The organism is Enterobacter sp. PL1 (genome assembly GCF_945957325.1).
Classification (GTDB): Bacteria; Pseudomonadota; Gammaproteobacteria; order Enterobacterales; family Enterobacteriaceae; genus Enterobacter; species Enterobacter roggenkampii.
In genome coordinates, this window is record NZ_CAMFKT010000047.1 from 1 (window position 1) to 14,870 (window position 14,870).

A 14,870-nucleotide genomic window follows, 5' to 3' on the forward strand; every position below is an offset into this window, starting at 1 on the left:
CATTGAGGCTGTAGCCCAAGGCGATGTTTGCGATGGAGGCACCGGGTTCAGAACACTCCTGAATGACCTGAGCCTTGAAAGATTTGCTGTAGGTACGGCGCTGAGGGCGCATGGAAAATCCGCTTGATGGGCCATGGCCTTCGGCGGCGGTGTCGGGAAGGTGTGTTGGCCGGACGGATACTGTTGAACTACGTTGTCTGGGGCAACGGAAGTGTTTCGGCCCGACTCTGGAACGCGATCCGCAGCGACGACTGGGCAATTCCGCACGTTGGCCTGAGCAGCCTCGGGGAAATCGTCGTCTGGGCGCGCCCAGACGAGTTTCCGCCAAGGAACATGCAGACGAGCAAGGGGCTGCGGGCACTCGGCTACAACGTGAGGATCGGTGTTTGATCGAGGCGCCTGTGGCACACGCAGGCTGACGAGCCAGGCGCTGTCCATTGCCTGAGCAGTTGACCTGCATCAATGGGGCGGGAGAACGCTGCACATTGACTCTTGAGGTTATTCATAGTAGGTCTAATATTACAAAGTATTGCAAGGATTTCCTTGGCCGGAACCGCAAAGCGACGCGATTGGAGAGGGTGAGATGAAAGTGCACCTACAGGTGATTTTCACGCTCGATGAATTGGCTGCGTACTTGAAAGTCGGCAAGCGGACGCTTTATCGGCTCGCCGCACACGGGGAAATTCCGGCTTTCAAGATGGGCGGGACGTGGCGGCTTCGTCAAAGTGAAATCGATCAGTGCATCAATGATCAGACCCGAGCCGGAGCAAAGAAGGAGGTGATGCGCAAGCGTGAACAGCAGAAGTCATCCGAGCAGCCCGTGTCGCCTGGGCGCACTGCCCGTCACAGCAGGCAAAGGGCTTGAGTAACTCGTTTTCCAATTTTTCTGGAGGTATGACATGGACATCGATTTCAAGAAGTTGGCTCCCTGGAACTGGTTCAAGAACGAGCAGCAAGAGCAGCAGACCGTCTCTTCCCTGCCGGTGCAGCGCAATGACCTGCCAGCGGCGAGCGGGCCAGTCAGCCCGATCATGCAACTGCATCGGGAAATCGACCGGCTGTTCGATGACGCATTCCGGGGCTTCGGTTTTCCGGCGTTGAACATGCCGCAGTGGCCATCCGATTGGTCGGGCATGCTGAAGCCGGCCCTGGACATCCAGGAAACCGACAAGCAGTACAAGATTACCCTGGAAGTGCCCGGTGTCGAGGAGAAGGACATCCAGATAACTCTCGACAACGACGTGCTGATGGTGCGTGGCGAGAAGCGCCAGGAACAGGAGAAGAAGGAAGGTGGCTTCCACCGTGTGGAGCGCTCCTACGGCAGCTTTCAGCGTGCCTTGAACCTGCCTGACGACGCCAACCAGGATTCGATCAAGGCATCGTTCAAGAACGGGGTGCTCACGGTCACGATCGACAAGCGCGAGGTCAGCGCGCCGAAGCAGGGACGCTCGATCCCGATCAACGGCTGACGTCGCCGGCTCGTTCGTCACAAGAAAAACCCGGCACGAGACGAGGAGTCGCGGCTCGCGATGCCTCGTCGCCTCAACCTTGTCAACCTTCTCAGGAGCATCAGCATGGCCAGAAAACAATGCCAGGTCTGCGGCCAACCCGCCACCGTGCGGGTGGAAGCCAATCTCAACGGTCGTAACAGCACCATGCTGTTGTGCGACGACCATTACCGGCAATTAGTGCGCCAGCAAAAGCGCACCGTTTCGCCGCTGGAAGCCTTGTTCGGCTCGCGTAGCGGCCTGTTCGAGGACTTCCTCGGCAGTGACTTCTTCCGCATCGGCGAAGACGCGACGCCAGTTGCCGCCGATACCGATGACGTGGTCGATGCCTCGTTTGGCGAGCCCGCCACCGCAGGTTCGGGTGCGCCGCGCCGTCGCGGCAGTGGGTTGGCCAGCCGCATCAGCGAACAGTCGGAAGCCTTGCTGCAGGAGGCCGCCAAACACGCTGCCGAATTTGGCCGCTCCGAGGTGGATACCGAACATCTGCTGCTGGCGCTGGCCGACAGCGACGTGGTCAAGACCATCCTGGGTCAGTTCAAGATCAAGGTCGATGACCTCAAGCGGCAGATCGAGTCTGAGGCCAAGCGCGGGGACAAGCCCTTCGAGGGCGAGATCGGCGTGTCGCCGCGCGTGAAGGATGCGCTCAGCCGCGCCTTCGTGGCCTCCAATGAACTCGGCCATTCTTATGTCGGTCCAGAGCATTTCCTGATCGGTCTGGCCGAGGAAGGCGAAGGGCTGGCCGCCAACCTGCTGCGCCGCTACGGCCTGACGCCGCAGGCGCTGCGCCAACAGGTCAGCAAGGTGGTCGGCAAGGGCGCCGAGGATGGCCGCGCTGAGACGCCGACCAACACGCCAGAACTCGACAAGTACTCGCGCGACCTGACCAAGATGGCGCGCGACGGCAAGCTCGACCCGGTGATCGGCCGCGCGCAGGAGATCGAAACCACCATCGAGGTGCTGGCCCGGCGCAAGAAGAACAACCCGGTGCTGATCGGCGAGCCGGGTGTGGGCAAGACCGCCATCGTCGAAGGGCTGGCGCAGCGCATGGTGGCGGGTGAAGTGCCCGAGACCTTGCGCGACAAGCGCCTGGTGGAACTCAACATCAACGCCATGGTGGCCGGCGCCAAATATCGCGGCGAGTTCGAGGAGCGCGTGCAGAAGGTGCTGAAGGAGGTGACCGAGCACCAGGGCGAGCTGATTTTGTTCATCGACGAGGTGCACACCATCGTCGGTGCCGGCCAGGGCGGTGGCGAAGGCGGGCTGGACGTGGCCAACGTGTTCAAACCGATGATGGCGCGCGGTGAACTCAACCTAATCGGCGCCACGACGCTGAACGAGTACCAGAAATACATCGAGAAGGATGCCGCACTGGAGCGGCGCTTCCAGCCGGTGACGGTGCCCGAGCCGACGGTGGCCCAGGCCATCATGATTCTGCGCGGCCTGCGCGACACCTTCGAGGCGCACCACAAGGTCAGCATCTCCGAGGACGCGATCATCGCGGCGGCCGAGTTGTCCGACCGCTACATCACGGCGCGCTTCCTGCCGGACAAGGCGATCGACCTGCTCGACCAGGCGGCCGCGCGCGTCAAGCTGTCGGCCACGGCCCGGCCGGTGGCCGTGCAGGAGCTGGAGTCCGAACTGCACCAGCTGCGGCGTGAACAGGATTACGTGGCCGCGCGCAAGCAGTACGACCAGGCCGCCGAGCTCGGCAAGCGCATCGAAGCCAAGGAGGCCGAGCTCAAGAAGCTCGTCGAGAACTGGGAGCGGGAGCGGGCCTCCGGCAGTGCCGAGGTCAAGGCGGAACACGTGGCGCAGATCGTCTCGCGCCTGACCGGCATCCCGGTCAACGAGTTGACGGTGGAAGAGCGCGAAAAGCTGCTGCACTTGGAACAACGGCTGCACGAGCGCCTGGTGGGACAAGACGAGGCGGTCCGTGCCGTGGCCGATGCCGTGCGGCTGTCCCGCGCCGGCCTGCGCGAAGGCAGCAAACCGGTGGCTACCTTCCTGTTTCTGGGCCCGACCGGGGTGGGCAAGACCGAGCTCGCCAAGGCATTGGCCGAATCGATCTACGGCGATGAGCACGCCCTGTTGCGCATCGACATGTCGGAATATGGCGAACGCCATACCGTGGCGCGGCTGGTGGGCGCGCCTCCGGGCTATGTCGGTTACGACGAAGGCGGTCAGCTCACCGAGAAGGTGCGGCGCAAGCCCTACAGCGTGCTGCTGCTCGACGAGATCGAGAAGGCACACCCTGACGTCTACAACATCCTGCTGCAAGTGTTCGACGACGGTCGCCTCACCGACGGCAAGGGCCGGGTGGTGGATTTCACCAACACCATCATCATCGCCACGTCCAACCTGGGTTCGGACATCATCCAGCGACGGCTGAAGGCGCGTGGGGCGGCCGACGAGGAGTACGAAAAGACCAAGGCCGAGGTCATGGACGTGCTGCGCGGCCACTTCCGGCCCGAGTTCCTCAACCGCATCGACGAGATCATCGTCTTCCATGCGCTGGGCAAGGAGGAGATCCGCCACATCGTCGGCCTGCAGCTCGATCGCGTGGCGCGCAGCGCCGCCAGCCAGGGCGTGACGCTCACTTTCGATCAGACGCTGATCGACCATTTCGCGGAAGAAGGCTACAAACCCGAGTTCGGTGCGCGTGAACTCAAGCGCCTGATCCGCAGCGAGCTGGAAACTGCGCTGGCGCGCGAGATGCTCGGTGGCAGCATCGGCAAGGGCGATCACGCCAGCGCACGCTGGGACGACAAGGCCGAACGCGTGGTGTTCGAACGCAAAGAGCTACCGCAGACCCCGGCCGAGCCGGAGCAGCCGGATGTCGCGAAGGCGACCGAGACGCCGCACGGCGACGCTGGCAAAGGCTCGCGCAAGAAGAAGTCGGCGAGCGACGCATCGTGATGGGCGTGTTCGAGCACGCCTACCGGATTCTCGACATCAACCGCGCGGTGCTGGAGCGCTGTGCGCGCGAGCTGCTGGCGCGGGAAACGCTCGACGAAAGCGATATCCGTCAATTGACTCAAGGACTTGTTCGGAACTGAAAACAGTAGTAGGTGCCATTCAGAGTAAACCGACGGCTCTGTTCAGTGCGTCATCCAATTCGTCGGCATTGTTCAAGGAGAACCGATATGTCTGCATTGACTCCGTGGGACCCCTTCCGGGAACTGGATGAATTGCAAAACCGCCTGGCGACGATGTCCGGACGAATACCCCAGCGACAGGGCGCCCGTACCGGCAACGAAGCCATGACCACGGCGGACTGGGCTCCAATGGCGGACATCAGCGAGGATGAGAACGCATTCCTCCTCAAGCTGGATCTGCCGGAGGTCCCCAAGGATGCCGTGCGCGTCAGCGCGGAAAACGGTGTGCTCACCATCAGCGGCGAGCGCAAACTGGAAAAAGAGGAGCAGGGCAAGAAGTTCCACCGCATCGAACGTGCCTATGGCCGCTTTGTGCGCAGCTTTGTCTTGCCTGACAACGTTGATCCGACCAAGGTGACGGCTTCCATGAAAGACGGCGTGCTGGAAGTGCGGCTTGTCAAGGCCGAGCAAGCCAAACCGAAACAGATTGAAATCTCAGTCAACTAACTTCAATCAAGAGCCCAAGATCATGAATATCAAACAGCCACAATACACCTTCTCCGCACTTGCCCTGGCGGTTGTCGTCGGACTGAGCGGACCGGCTCTGGCCCAATCGGCGGCAGGTTCTAGCCCAGGTGCTTCAGCACCCTCTGCCGCATCCAAGGCGGCACAGCCACAGGTAGATGACAAGGCCGCCCGGGAAGCCGATAAAAAGCGTGCCGAGCTCACTCAAGACGCCATCACGGCGCTCACCAAGACCCAGGAGGCTTTGACCCTCCTTGATGCAAACAAGACCAAGGAGGCGCTTGCTGCGCTGGAACTGGCCAGCGGAAAGCTGGAACTGGTATTGGCACGCGACGCCAAACTTGCTTTGGCGCCGGTCGATGTACGCGTCATCACCCACGATATCCACGCCAACGTGGAATCGGTAAAGAAAGCGGTCAAGTTGTCTCGGGAGTTGTTGGGTGATGGCGAGGTGCAAAAGGCCCGGCCCATCATTGCCAATCTGGCCAGCGAAATCGTAATCCAAACCGACAACCTTCCGATGGCAACGTACCCGGCAGCGATCAAGTCGGCCGCACGGCTCATCGACAGCGGCAAGATCGACAACGCCAAAGCGGAACTCGCCCGAGCACTGAACACGCTGGTGGTGACCTCGGTCGCCTTTCCTCTGCCCGTGCTACGGGCCGAAGCCGCGATGGCAAAAGCTGAAAAGCTGGCCGAGACCGACAGGCGCGATGCCAAGCAGAACGAGGAGCTCAGCACCTTGCTGTCGTCCGTGCGCACGGAGATCGAGATGGCGCAGATCCTGGGTTATGGCAAGAAGGCGGACTTCAAACCCATCTTCGATCAGGTGAAGTCCATTGAGCAAAAGTCGGCTGGTGGCAAAAGCGGCAAGGGATGGTTCGACGAGTTGAAGACGCGCATCCAAAAGCTGTTTTGAGGTGATGAAGGGGCTGACTGCTCTGTCGGTCAGTCTCGCGATGTTCGCATTCAGCCCCAATAGATTCGCCTATTTTCACTATCTCATACGAGGCATATCACCATGAATGAGCAAACACCGAATCCCAATGCGACGAACGAAGGAAAAAACGAACAGGCCGCGGTAAGCAGCCTTCCTGTCAGTCCAGAGTCCAAGCCTGAAGTCGTCACGGAGGTACAGCCTGAGGTTCAGAAAGAAACGGACTCGCAGGCGGCAGACAAACGTAAACAAGTCCTCGATGAGGCAGTCTCGGCCTTGTCGCTGACCAAATCAGCGCTGGCCGCACTTGACGGCAAGGACACTGCACGCGCATTGGCAACGCTGGCCGAAGTGACGGGAAAGCTGGAGCTGATCGTCGCGCGCGAACCCACGCTCGCCCTGGCCGGCGTTGATGTGCGCACCATCGTGCACGACTTGTTCGCCAACACGGAAACCATTGAGGCGATGACCGACGAGGCGCTGGATGCCCTCAAACATGGCGAGGTGCAACAGGCTCGCCACGTGCTGGCTTTGCTGGCCAGTGAAATCGTGATCACGGTCACCAGCATCCCTTTGGCGTCCTATCCCGCAGCCGTGAAGGCAGTCGTGCCGCTGATCGATCAGGGCAAGATCGAAGAAGCCAAAGCCGCGCTGCAGTCAGCGCTCAGCACGCTGGTCGAGGAGCGCAGCGTGCTTCCGCTGCCCGTCCTGCGTGCGAAGCTGCTCCTGAAGCGCGCCGAGCCCCTGGTAGAAGATGGTCAGCGCAGCGAAGCATCCAATGAGCGCCTGGAGACATTGTTGAACGAAGCCCGGCAGCAGTTGGAAATGGCAGAACTGCTGGGCTATGGAAAAAGGAAGGACTTTGAGCCCCTGTACGCTGAACTCAAGAAAATCAAGGAAAAGACGGGAGGGGGAGGCTGCGGAAAAGGCTGGCTCGATGAAGTCAAGGCAAAACTGTCCAGGTTGTTCTGAAACCGCTGGAGAGGGGGCGCATAGCGCCCCCTCTCTTGTCCCATGAGTGTTTGATTTTTTATTTTGTATAGATCTTTAGGAGATATTGCATGAAAACAGACACCATCGCCAATTCCAATGCGGATGACCCCACCAAAGCACTGTGTTCGCTGAGCCAAAATTGGTGGCTTTTTGTGCTGCGCGGTGTCTTGGCATTGATTTTTGCAGCCCTCGCGTTCTGGATGCCACAATCGGCTCTGTTGGCCATGACCATCATGTTCGGCGCATTTTCCTTGGTCAATGGCGCGTTCAACTTGTTTGCAGCGGTGCGCCATATCCAGAAAAAAGAGCGCTGGGGCTGGCTGCTGTTCAGCGGCATTGTCGGCATACTTACGGGCGTCGTCGTCCTGGTTGCTCCTTGGGTCGCCACGATAGTCTTGGCTTCTTTTTTATGGGCTAGCGTGGGCTTCTGGGCGATTTTCACCGGTGTGCTGGAGATATCCGCCGCCGTTCGGCTGCGTCGGGAAATCAAGGGTGAAATCTGGCTTGCCCTCAGTGGACTGCTCTCGATTATCCTTGGTGCTATCGTCTTGTGGATATTTTTTACCCGTCCGGTCGAGTCATTCGTGGCCGCAGGCTGGCTGTTGGGTTTCCATGCGGCAGTCTATGGCGTCACGCTTTTGTTCTTGAGTTGGAGTCTTCGCAAACGCGCCTGGGGTAAGAGCGTGCCAAACCAAAATCTATGGATATGAGCATCCTCGATTCATGCCTCCATAGAAATGACATCGAAGGAGTCATACATGCAGATACAATATAGCTATCGAGCTATCGACAAAGAGTTTCATGAACCTTGGCAGAGAGCTTTGGGAAATGTGATCGAGCACGCCCTCAAGCCATTGCTCGACAAACACACTAAAGATTCAGCGCGACTTCAAATCGTCCTTGATCGCGACAAGATCAAGCGGCAATTTCTGGCCAGTGGCTATATGCACCTGCCCGGCAAAAAGATTGTCAGCGTTACTGCATCACATGACGAGCTGACGCCCCTCGCGCAGATGCTCGCACAGTCGTTGTTCCGTCAGGCCAAGAAGCATTTTGACCGACTGCATGCTCAGGATCAAATCAAGCGCAAAGCACGACGCGAGCGCTTGCGCGAGCTCAAGGTGCGGATTGCCGCAAAACCCGCATCAGCCGCCCATGAGGCCGAGGTGACCCGAATGCCTCTACTGTCGAAACTTGAGGCTGTCGCAAGGCGTGAGCTGGCTTATCTGCGGGCCGTCGGCGATTTACCGCGCGATTATCCGACGCTGCGCGACGTGGTGGATGAAGCGATTGTCCGAGCTAAGGTGGAATGGCAATCCGTGCCGGGGGAAAAAGAGGCTTACACCGGTCTTTTGAAGCATCTGTTCGCCGTCCTGGATAACGAAGTGGCAAGCAGCCGGCAATTTGGCGAATTCGTTTCTCTGGACGCGCCGGTCGAACCGGATGCCCAAGACGTGGCCGAGGCCATGGTGGAAGAGGAAATCTTCGAATTTTATCAGCACGATGACACACTCAAGCTGGCCGATATTTTCGCTGGCAGTCAGCATCCCGATGTCGCAACGATCGCGGAACAGGAGGAGCTGATTGATCGGTCGAGCGAGTTCGCTTTTGCATTTGACCTGCTGAAGGACATGCCGCGTTTGTGGCGGCGCATTTTTCTGCTTATCCGTGTGGACGGGCTGAATGCCAGCAGCGTCTCTGAAATCCTGCTGATTCCTAGTAAGGAAGATGCTGTCCGAAGGTGGCTCATGCAGGCCGAAGCATTCATCGCTGCTCATCTGGAAGAGGCCGGAGTAAGCAAAAACGGGAACGATTGGCTCCAAGGCGTTGATTGGTCGGCATTGTCTGTGACCCGAAACGAGGCAGCCTCACTGTGGTCCAAGGAGGCGAACCATGAAGAATGATCTTCACCTTGTCTGCCCGCATTGCCAGTCCATCAACCGCGTACCGACTGCGAAGCTATCGGAACATCCCAACTGTGGCCGCTGCCAGCAGCCCTTGTTCACGGGCGAGCCCATCGAGTTGACCACGGCGACGTTCTCGCGCCACGTGGAGCGCAGCGATCTGCCGCTGCTGGTCGATTTCTGGGCGCCATGGTGCGGGCCGTGCAAGATGATGGCGCCACAGTTCCAGCAAGCGGCGCACCAGCTCGAACCGAGGATCCGGCTGGCGAAGGTGAATACCGAGGCTGAGCCCCACCTGGCCACGCAGTTCGGTATCCGCAGCATCCCGACGCTTGCCCTGTTCCAGGGTGGGCGGGAAATCGCCCGTCAGGCCGGCGTGATGGGCGCGCAGGACATCGTGCGCTGGACGTCGACGCAAGTGGGACGCTGACCGATGCAGGGCTTGCTCGGCACTACACTAATCCTGCTGGCAGCTTGCAGCCTGGCGGCGATGGCGACGGCGGCGTTCAGAGTGCCCGCCTTGCTGGGGTATCTCTCTGTCGGCGTTGTACTGGGCCCCTCAGTCATCGGCGTGATCGCGCCGGGGGAGACGCTGAGCTTTCTGTCCGAGCTGGGCGTGGCGCTGCTGTTGTTCATGGTCGGACTGGAATTCTCCCTCGGAGACTTCTGGCTCGCCCGCAGGACGGTGCTGATGGCGGGCGCTCTGCAGATGATCGCCGTGGCCCCGCCGCTGATCCTGCTATTGATGTGGCTGGGGCAGCCCGGCCAGAGCGCCGCGCTGCTCGGCACTGCGGCGGCCATGTCGTCCACGGCGCTGGTCAGCCGACAACTGGCCGACCAAGGCGAGCTCACCACCCGCCACGGACGCAGTGCCATCGCCGTGCTGGTCTTTCAGGACCTGGCCAGCGTGCCCCTGCTGGCCTTGCTGGCGATCTGGGCGCGCGGCGAGTCGCCGAAGATCGAGCATGTGCTGCTCGAAGTATTCGGTGTGCTGCTGCTGTTCGCGGCAGCGGCCCTCGTCTCGCGCCGTCTGTTGCATGGCCTGCTGGGCTGGGTGGCGCGGCGGGGCCACGAGGAATCGTTCGTGCTCGTCTCCTTGTGCGTGGTGGTGGCTGCCGCCGCTGCTGCGCACGCGGTCGGCGTATCCGCCGCCCTGGGGGCCTTCCTCGCCGGGATGGTGCTGGGCGAGAGCGACTTCCGGCACCACATGGAAAGCCACCTCAGGCCGTTTCGCGATGTGTTGTCGGGCGTGTTCTTCGTGACCATCGGCCTGCAACTGGACGCAGCACAGATTCTTTCGGCACCGCTGGCGGTGCTGGCGTGGCTGGTGGTGCTGGTACCGGTCAAGATCCTGCTCAATACGCTGGCCTTGCGGGCGACGCGCCTGTCCGCCCTCGATGCCTGGCGCACGGGCATAGCGTTGGGGCACGGCGGCGAGTTCGCCCTGCTGTTGTTGGGCACGGTCTTGCAGCAGCATCTGATCCCCGCGACCGTCGTCCAACCCATGCTGGTCGCGCTGGTGCTCAGCATGGCCCTGGCACCGCTACTGATCCGCCATCACGATGTACTTGCCCGGTTCTTGAGCCGCACCGGCGGCGTCATTCAGCCACCCCAGGCTGAAGAAGTCGAGATCGCCGCGCAGACGACGCGATATCGAGACCATGTCATCGTTTGCGGCGCGGGCGAGCTTGGCCTGACAGTCAGCGAGATTCTTCGCCACGCCGGCGTGGCGCATCTGCTGCTGGAGGCGGACGCGCAGAAGGTAGAGGCCGCGCGTGCCGCCGGCGCGCCGGTGTTCCATGGCGATGCCAGTCGGCCCGATACCTTGCTGGCTGCCGGCTTGACGCATGCGCACTTGGTGGTGCTAACGTTCGCCCATGCCCAGCAAGCGTTGCGCATCGCCCAGGCGATTGCCGAGCGCCGTCCGGCGCTAACCTTGTGGGTGTCATGCAGAAGTACGACCGCGGCCGATGCATTTCGCGCCATGCCTAACGTGCGCGTTTATCAGCAATCCTTTGCCGCAGCTATTGGGCTGGCGGAACAGGTGATGTCGACGCTTGGCATGTCGACCGAGTTGATTGAAGGACACATCAGTGCAATGCGCCGCCGTCTCGACAGCAGCCGTTTTCCAGGGAGTTCATAGTCATGAAATCAAAACGCCTTAACCCATTTCAGGTCTTGCGTGACCAATTGGCCATCATGAGTTTTTACGAGCGCTTCGAGCAGGTCGTCGCGCTCGTGCTGTCGGCGGTGATCGCCGTCATCATCATGGTGTCGCTGTTCCAGCTCATCTCCATCGTCTTCACGCTGCTGGTTCTCGATGCCTTCAATCCCCTGGACCACAAGGTATTCCAGAGCGTGTTCGGCATGATCATGACGCTCTTGATCGCGATGGAGTTCAAGCATTCCATGGTGCGCGTGGCGCTGCGTCGGGACAGCATCATCCAGGTTAAGACGGTGGTCCTGATCGCGGTGATCGCACTCTCCCGCAAGTTCGTGATCCTCGACTCCGACGCGAGCCCCGCAAAGATAGCCGCGCTGGCAGGCGCCACGCTGGCTCTGGGGGCGACCTACTGGCTGCTGCGCAAGCGCGGCGACCGCGCCGCCGAGACCTCTGAGCATGACCCGTCATCATCCGAGTGATCCGCGCACTGCGCTCTTGCAACACCGCTGGCTCAACCGCCTGCAGACCGGGCTGTTGGTCCTGACCCTGGTCGGGATCGCAGCCGCAGCAGGGAGACTGCCATTTGGGGAAGGCTGCCTGTGGCTCGCGCTGTTTGCCGTTGCAGGTGCGTTGCTGCTGGACCCGGTAGCCGCGTCGGCGCTGAGCTTGCGCCTGTACCGCGTACGGGCCTTGCACCCGCAACAAGCCCACGAGATGTGGGCCCTGTTGCGCGAGCTGCCCGCCACGCCGGTGCCGCACTATGTGCCCAGTGCCGTCGTCAACGCCTTCGCCACCGGATCGAAGCAGGAGGCATCGATCGCCCTCACCGATGGCCTGCTGCGCAGCCTGAGCCCACGCGAGCTGGCGGGTGTGCTCGCGCACGAGGTCGCGCACATCACTAATGAGGATCTGCGTATCATGGGGCTGGCGGATTCCGTCAGTCGCCTCACGTGCCTACTGGCCCTTATGGGACAGATCGCGATCCTGCTCAGCCTGCCCGCGCTGCTGGTTGGCGCGGCGGAGGTCTATTGGCCTGGTCTATTGTTATTGGCCGCATCGCCCCAACTGGCCCTGCTCGCACAGCTCGGCTTGTCTCGCGTGCGTGAGTTCGACGCTGACCGCCTTGCGGCGGAACTGACTGGCGACCCGCAGGGGCTGGCGTCCGCGCTGGCGAAAATCGAGCGGGTCAGCCGCTCCTGGCGTGCCTGGCTATGGCCGGGATGGGGCAATCCCGAGCCCTCCTGCTTGCGCACGCGTCCGGCAACGCAAGAGCGCATCGCACGCCTGCTGACGTTGGCGCCTGGGCCAGCATCAGCGTTGCCACTCCGCGCGCCCCATTTTTTGCCGGAATCCGCTTTGGCGACGCGCCCACCGCGCTGGCGCCCGAGCGGGCTGTGGCGCTGATTGCCCATCAACAGGAGACGTCTCATCGCCTATCTCGACCCGTACCAACGCCCCGCGCCGGACCGCTTCGTCCGGCGCTGGCTCTTCATCACCGCCTGTATTGCCGCGCTCATGCTGCTGTGGCAGTTTCTGTCTGCCATCGAGGCCTGGTTCAGTCCGCGCGAGGCAGCAGAACGCACCGTGATGGCGCGTGGCGATCTGGCGGCGGACGAGAAAACCACCATCGAACTGTTCGAAAAATCGCGCGCCTCGGTGGTCTACATCACCACCGCGCAATTAGTACGCGATGTCTGGACGCGCAACGTGTTCTCCGTGCCGCGCGGCACTGGCTCGGGCTTCATCTGGGACGACGCCGGCCACGTCGTCACCAACTTCCACGTCATCCAGGGCGCGTCCGAAGCCACCGTCAAACTGGCCGACGGCCGCGACTACCAGGCCGCGCTGGTGGGGACGAGCCCCGCGCACGACATCGCCGTGCTCAAGATCGGCGTCGGTTTCAAGCGCCCGCCGGCCGTGCCGGTCGGCACCAGTGCCGACCTCAAGGTGGGTCAGAAGGTGTTTGCTATCGGCAACCCCTTCGGCCTGGACTGGACGCTCACCACTGGTATCGTCTCCGCGCTCGACCGCTCGTTGCCGGGAGAAGCGGGCGGCCCGGCCATCGATCACCTGATCCAGACCGACGCCGCCATCAACCCCGGCAATTCCGGTGGCCCGCTGCTCGATTCGGCTGGGCGGCTGATCGGCATCAATACCGCCATCTACAGTCCGTCTGGCGCCTCGGCCGGAATAGGCTTTGCGGTGCCGGTCGATACCGTCATGCGCGTGGTGCCGCAACTCATAAAGACCGGCAAGTACATCCGTCCGGCGCTGGGCATCGAGGTGGATGAGCAGCTCAACACGCGTCTGCAGGCGCTGACCGGCAGTAAGGGCGTATTCGTATTGCGCGTGACGCCGGGCTCGGCGGCGCACAGGGCCGGGCTCGTCGGCGTCGAGGTCACCGCAGGCGGCATCGTGCCCGGCGATCGCGTTATCAGCATCGACGGTATCGCCGTTGACGACGTCACCACATTACAGGCCCGGCTAGACGACAAGAACGTTGGAGATGTTGTGGTCTTGTTAGTGGAGCGGGCCGGCAAGACTCGCGAGATGCTTGTGGAACTACGACCGGGAGTTTGATGGAAAGTGGGTCATGGATCTGCACAGCGAAGCAGCCAAGCGACTTCAGCCTTGCGCCGAACTACGAGCCCTAGCTAGGGATGGTCTGAAGTAGCCCTGTATTTCCGGCTGACTTCTGCCACTGCTGATTTTGAAAGCGGTGAACCGATCAAAAACGATCGGATCACCCGCTCATTTCGGTGCTTTCAGCCGTCGCGAGCACCTTGCGACGGCCATTTTCCGCATTACAGGCGCACCTCTCCTGCGCTTGCCAGCAAATGTCGGCGGGCCATCCATAGGTTCGACAGGGCAAACAGCGTCACCAGTTGTGCAGTGTTCTTCACCAGCCCTCGGAAACGTACCTTGGTGTAGCCGAACTGCCGCTTGATCACGCGAAACGGGGGCTCTACCTTCGCTCGCACTTGCGCCTTGGCCTTCTCGATCTTGCGCTTGGCTTTGTACAGGGCGCTGCGTTTATCGAGCATCTTGTAGGTGCTGCGGCGTGCTGCGACCTGCCAGATCACTTCTCGGTCGGCATGCTCGGAGCGCTTTTCGACGCCTGTGTAGCCGTCATCGGCGCAGACGACGTTCTCGTCGCCGTGCAGCAGTTTGTCGACCTGGGTGACATCCGCCACGGTGGCTTGTATCTAACAGTTTGTGGTGATTAGCTACCACCACTGAAGCAGAGTGAGCCGCCCCCTTCCCTTAAGGTCAGAAAAGTCGGCACCGCTGAACCTTGATTTGCAGCACATGGCCCTCCGCTTCACCTTTCACGCCAGCACATCAGGTTGAACGGTTATCGGGAGCTCGACTCCGTATGTACAAGGCGAACAGGCGTGACGGTTTATGTGAGAGGAGTTTGACCATGTTTCCAGTCGGCATTGACGTAAGTAAAAACACCCTGGATCTTTGCATGCTTTATGACGGTATCAAAGGACGCATAAAAACCCGTAACATCCAGAATAACAGACATTCAGTTGAAAATATTCTTCGCTGGCTCAGGCTTCAACATTGCAGTCCGGAAGATGTTCATGTGGTAATGGAAGCTACCGGTGTTTATCACGAACGGCTGGCCACTGAATTACATGATGCCGGTTTCCGGGTTTCTCTGGCCAACCCTCACCGTAGTCGGGAGTTTGCGCGTGGCATGGGAATCATGACAAAAACGGATAAGGTGGATGCGTA

15 protein-coding genes and 2 pseudogenes are annotated in these 14,870 nt (G+C 61.0%); 16 read left to right on the plus strand and 1 reads right to left on the minus strand.

Annotated features, from left to right (window positions below; genetic code table 11):
* Positions 1-126 precede the first annotated feature (126 nt).
* From N6P30_RS23375 to N6P30_RS23445, 15 genes and pseudogenes are all read left to right on the plus strand, one after another.
* Positions 127-390, plus strand: a complete 264-nt coding sequence (locus N6P30_RS23375) for a hypothetical protein (RefSeq protein ID WP_001295708.1) — start codon at positions 127-129, stop codon at positions 388-390.
* A 193-nt stretch (positions 391-583) separates the two neighbouring features.
* Positions 584-865, plus strand: a complete 282-nt coding sequence (locus N6P30_RS23380) for a helix-turn-helix domain-containing protein (protein ID WP_023332908.1) — start codon at positions 584-586, stop codon at positions 863-865.
* A 34-nt stretch (positions 866-899) separates the two neighbouring features.
* Complete coding sequence (gene hsp20 / locus N6P30_RS23385) at positions 900-1,469, plus strand: small heat shock protein sHSP20 (protein ID WP_023332907.1); 570 nt, start codon at positions 900-902, stop codon at positions 1,467-1,469.
* Positions 1,470-1,574: 105 nt separating this feature from the next.
* On the plus strand, positions 1,575-4,424 hold the full coding sequence (gene clpK / locus N6P30_RS23390) for a heat shock survival AAA family ATPase ClpK (protein ID WP_023332906.1): 2,850 nt from the start codon (positions 1,575-1,577) through the stop codon (positions 4,422-4,424).
* A pseudogene (locus N6P30_RS24700) lies at positions 4,340-4,564 on the plus strand (hypothetical protein); the annotation flags it as partial. The gene clpK and the pseudogene N6P30_RS24700, both read left to right, overlap by 85 nt.
* An 87-nt stretch (positions 4,565-4,651) precedes the next feature.
* Positions 4,652-5,110 (plus strand): small heat shock protein sHSP20-GI, encoded by a 459-nt coding sequence (hsp20-GI, locus tag N6P30_RS23400; protein ID WP_004118778.1) that lies wholly within the window; start codon positions 4,652-4,654, stop codon positions 5,108-5,110.
* Positions 5,111-5,132: 22 nt separating this feature from the next.
* Positions 5,133-6,047, plus strand: coding sequence for a heat resistance protein YfdX1 (gene yfdX1 / locus N6P30_RS23405; RefSeq protein ID WP_023332905.1), 915 nt, complete (start codon positions 5,133-5,135; stop codon positions 6,045-6,047).
* A gap of 102 nt (positions 6,048-6,149) precedes the next feature.
* Positions 6,150-7,037 carry a heat resistance protein YfdX2 gene (yfdX2, locus tag N6P30_RS23410; protein WP_013307890.1) on the plus strand — a complete coding sequence of 296 codons (888 nt, stop codon included), beginning with the start codon at positions 6,150-6,152 and terminating at the stop codon, positions 7,035-7,037.
* An 89-nt stretch (positions 7,038-7,126) separates the two neighbouring features.
* A complete protein-coding gene (hdeD-GI, locus tag N6P30_RS23415; protein WP_023329026.1) occupies positions 7,127-7,768 on the plus strand; it encodes a heat resistance membrane protein HdeD-GI in 642 nt (213 codons plus the stop codon).
* Between the two features lie 48 nt (positions 7,769-7,816).
* On the plus strand, positions 7,817-8,962 hold the full coding sequence (locus N6P30_RS23420; RefSeq protein WP_023326111.1) for a hypothetical protein: 1,146 nt from the start codon (positions 7,817-7,819) through the stop codon (positions 8,960-8,962).
* Positions 8,952-9,392 carry a heat resistance system thioredoxin Trx-GI gene (trx-GI, locus tag N6P30_RS23425; RefSeq protein WP_000786816.1) on the plus strand — a complete coding sequence of 147 codons (441 nt, stop codon included), beginning with the start codon at positions 8,952-8,954 and terminating at the stop codon, positions 9,390-9,392. Before N6P30_RS23420 ends, trx-GI begins: the two co-directional genes overlap by 11 nt.
* A gap of 3 nt (positions 9,393-9,395) precedes the next feature.
* Positions 9,396-11,105 carry a heat resistance system K+/H+ antiporter KefB-GI gene (kefB-GI, locus tag N6P30_RS23430; protein WP_023326110.1) on the plus strand — a complete coding sequence of 570 codons (1,710 nt, stop codon included), beginning with the start codon at positions 9,396-9,398 and terminating at the stop codon, positions 11,103-11,105.
* A gap of 2 nt (positions 11,106-11,107) precedes the next feature.
* Positions 11,108-11,605, plus strand: a complete 498-nt coding sequence (gene psiE-GI / locus N6P30_RS23435; RefSeq protein WP_023332904.1) for a heat resistance protein PsiE-GI — start codon at positions 11,108-11,110, stop codon at positions 11,603-11,605.
* Positions 11,583-12,530: a zinc metalloprotease HtpX gene (locus N6P30_RS23440; RefSeq protein WP_023332903.1), complete on the plus strand. Its 948-nt coding sequence runs from the start codon at positions 11,583-11,585 to the stop codon at positions 12,528-12,530. The genes psiE-GI and N6P30_RS23440 overlap by 23 nt, the downstream gene beginning before the upstream one ends.
* A gap of 24 nt (positions 12,531-12,554) precedes the next feature.
* On the plus strand, positions 12,555-13,706 hold the full coding sequence (locus N6P30_RS23445; protein WP_032629948.1) for a S1C family serine protease: 1,152 nt from the start codon (positions 12,555-12,557) through the stop codon (positions 13,704-13,706).
* Positions 13,707-13,930: 224 nt separating this feature from the next.
* Here N6P30_RS23445 and N6P30_RS23450 read toward each other — a convergent pair.
* A pseudogene (locus tag N6P30_RS23450) lies at positions 13,931-14,326 on the minus strand (IS5/IS1182 family transposase); the annotation flags it as partial.
* Positions 14,327-14,550: 224 nt separating this feature from the next.
* Between N6P30_RS23450 and N6P30_RS23455 the strand changes: the two are divergent.
* Positions 14,551-14,870, plus strand: a 320-nt coding sequence (locus N6P30_RS23455; protein ID WP_023332901.1) for an IS110 family transposase, incomplete at its 3' end; no start/stop codon positions are given.

Coding starts and splice junctions, on each gene's coding strand:
- N6P30_RS23375 (WP_001295708.1), top strand. CDS start 127: ATGGGCCATGGCCTTCGGCGGCGGTGTCGGGAAGGTGTGTTGGCCGGA.
- N6P30_RS23380 (WP_023332908.1), top strand. CDS start 584: ATGAAAGTGCACCTACAGGTGATTTTCACGCTCGATGAATTGGCTGCG.
- hsp20 (WP_023332907.1), top strand. CDS start 900: ATGGACATCGATTTCAAGAAGTTGGCTCCCTGGAACTGGTTCAAGAAC.
- clpK (WP_023332906.1), top strand. CDS start 1,575: ATGGCCAGAAAACAATGCCAGGTCTGCGGCCAACCCGCCACCGTGCGG.
- hsp20-GI (WP_004118778.1), top strand. CDS start 4,652: ATGTCTGCATTGACTCCGTGGGACCCCTTCCGGGAACTGGATGAATTG.
- yfdX1 (WP_023332905.1), top strand. CDS start 5,133: ATGAATATCAAACAGCCACAATACACCTTCTCCGCACTTGCCCTGGCG.
- yfdX2 (WP_013307890.1), top strand. CDS start 6,150: ATGAATGAGCAAACACCGAATCCCAATGCGACGAACGAAGGAAAAAAC.
- hdeD-GI (WP_023329026.1), top strand. CDS start 7,127: ATGAAAACAGACACCATCGCCAATTCCAATGCGGATGACCCCACCAAA.
- N6P30_RS23420 (WP_023326111.1), top strand. CDS start 7,817: ATGCAGATACAATATAGCTATCGAGCTATCGACAAAGAGTTTCATGAA.
- trx-GI (WP_000786816.1), top strand. CDS start 8,952: ATGAAGAATGATCTTCACCTTGTCTGCCCGCATTGCCAGTCCATCAAC.
- kefB-GI (WP_023326110.1), top strand. CDS start 9,396: ATGCAGGGCTTGCTCGGCACTACACTAATCCTGCTGGCAGCTTGCAGC.
- psiE-GI (WP_023332904.1), top strand. CDS start 11,108: ATGAAATCAAAACGCCTTAACCCATTTCAGGTCTTGCGTGACCAATTG.
- N6P30_RS23440 (WP_023332903.1), top strand. CDS start 11,583: ATGACCCGTCATCATCCGAGTGATCCGCGCACTGCGCTCTTGCAACAC.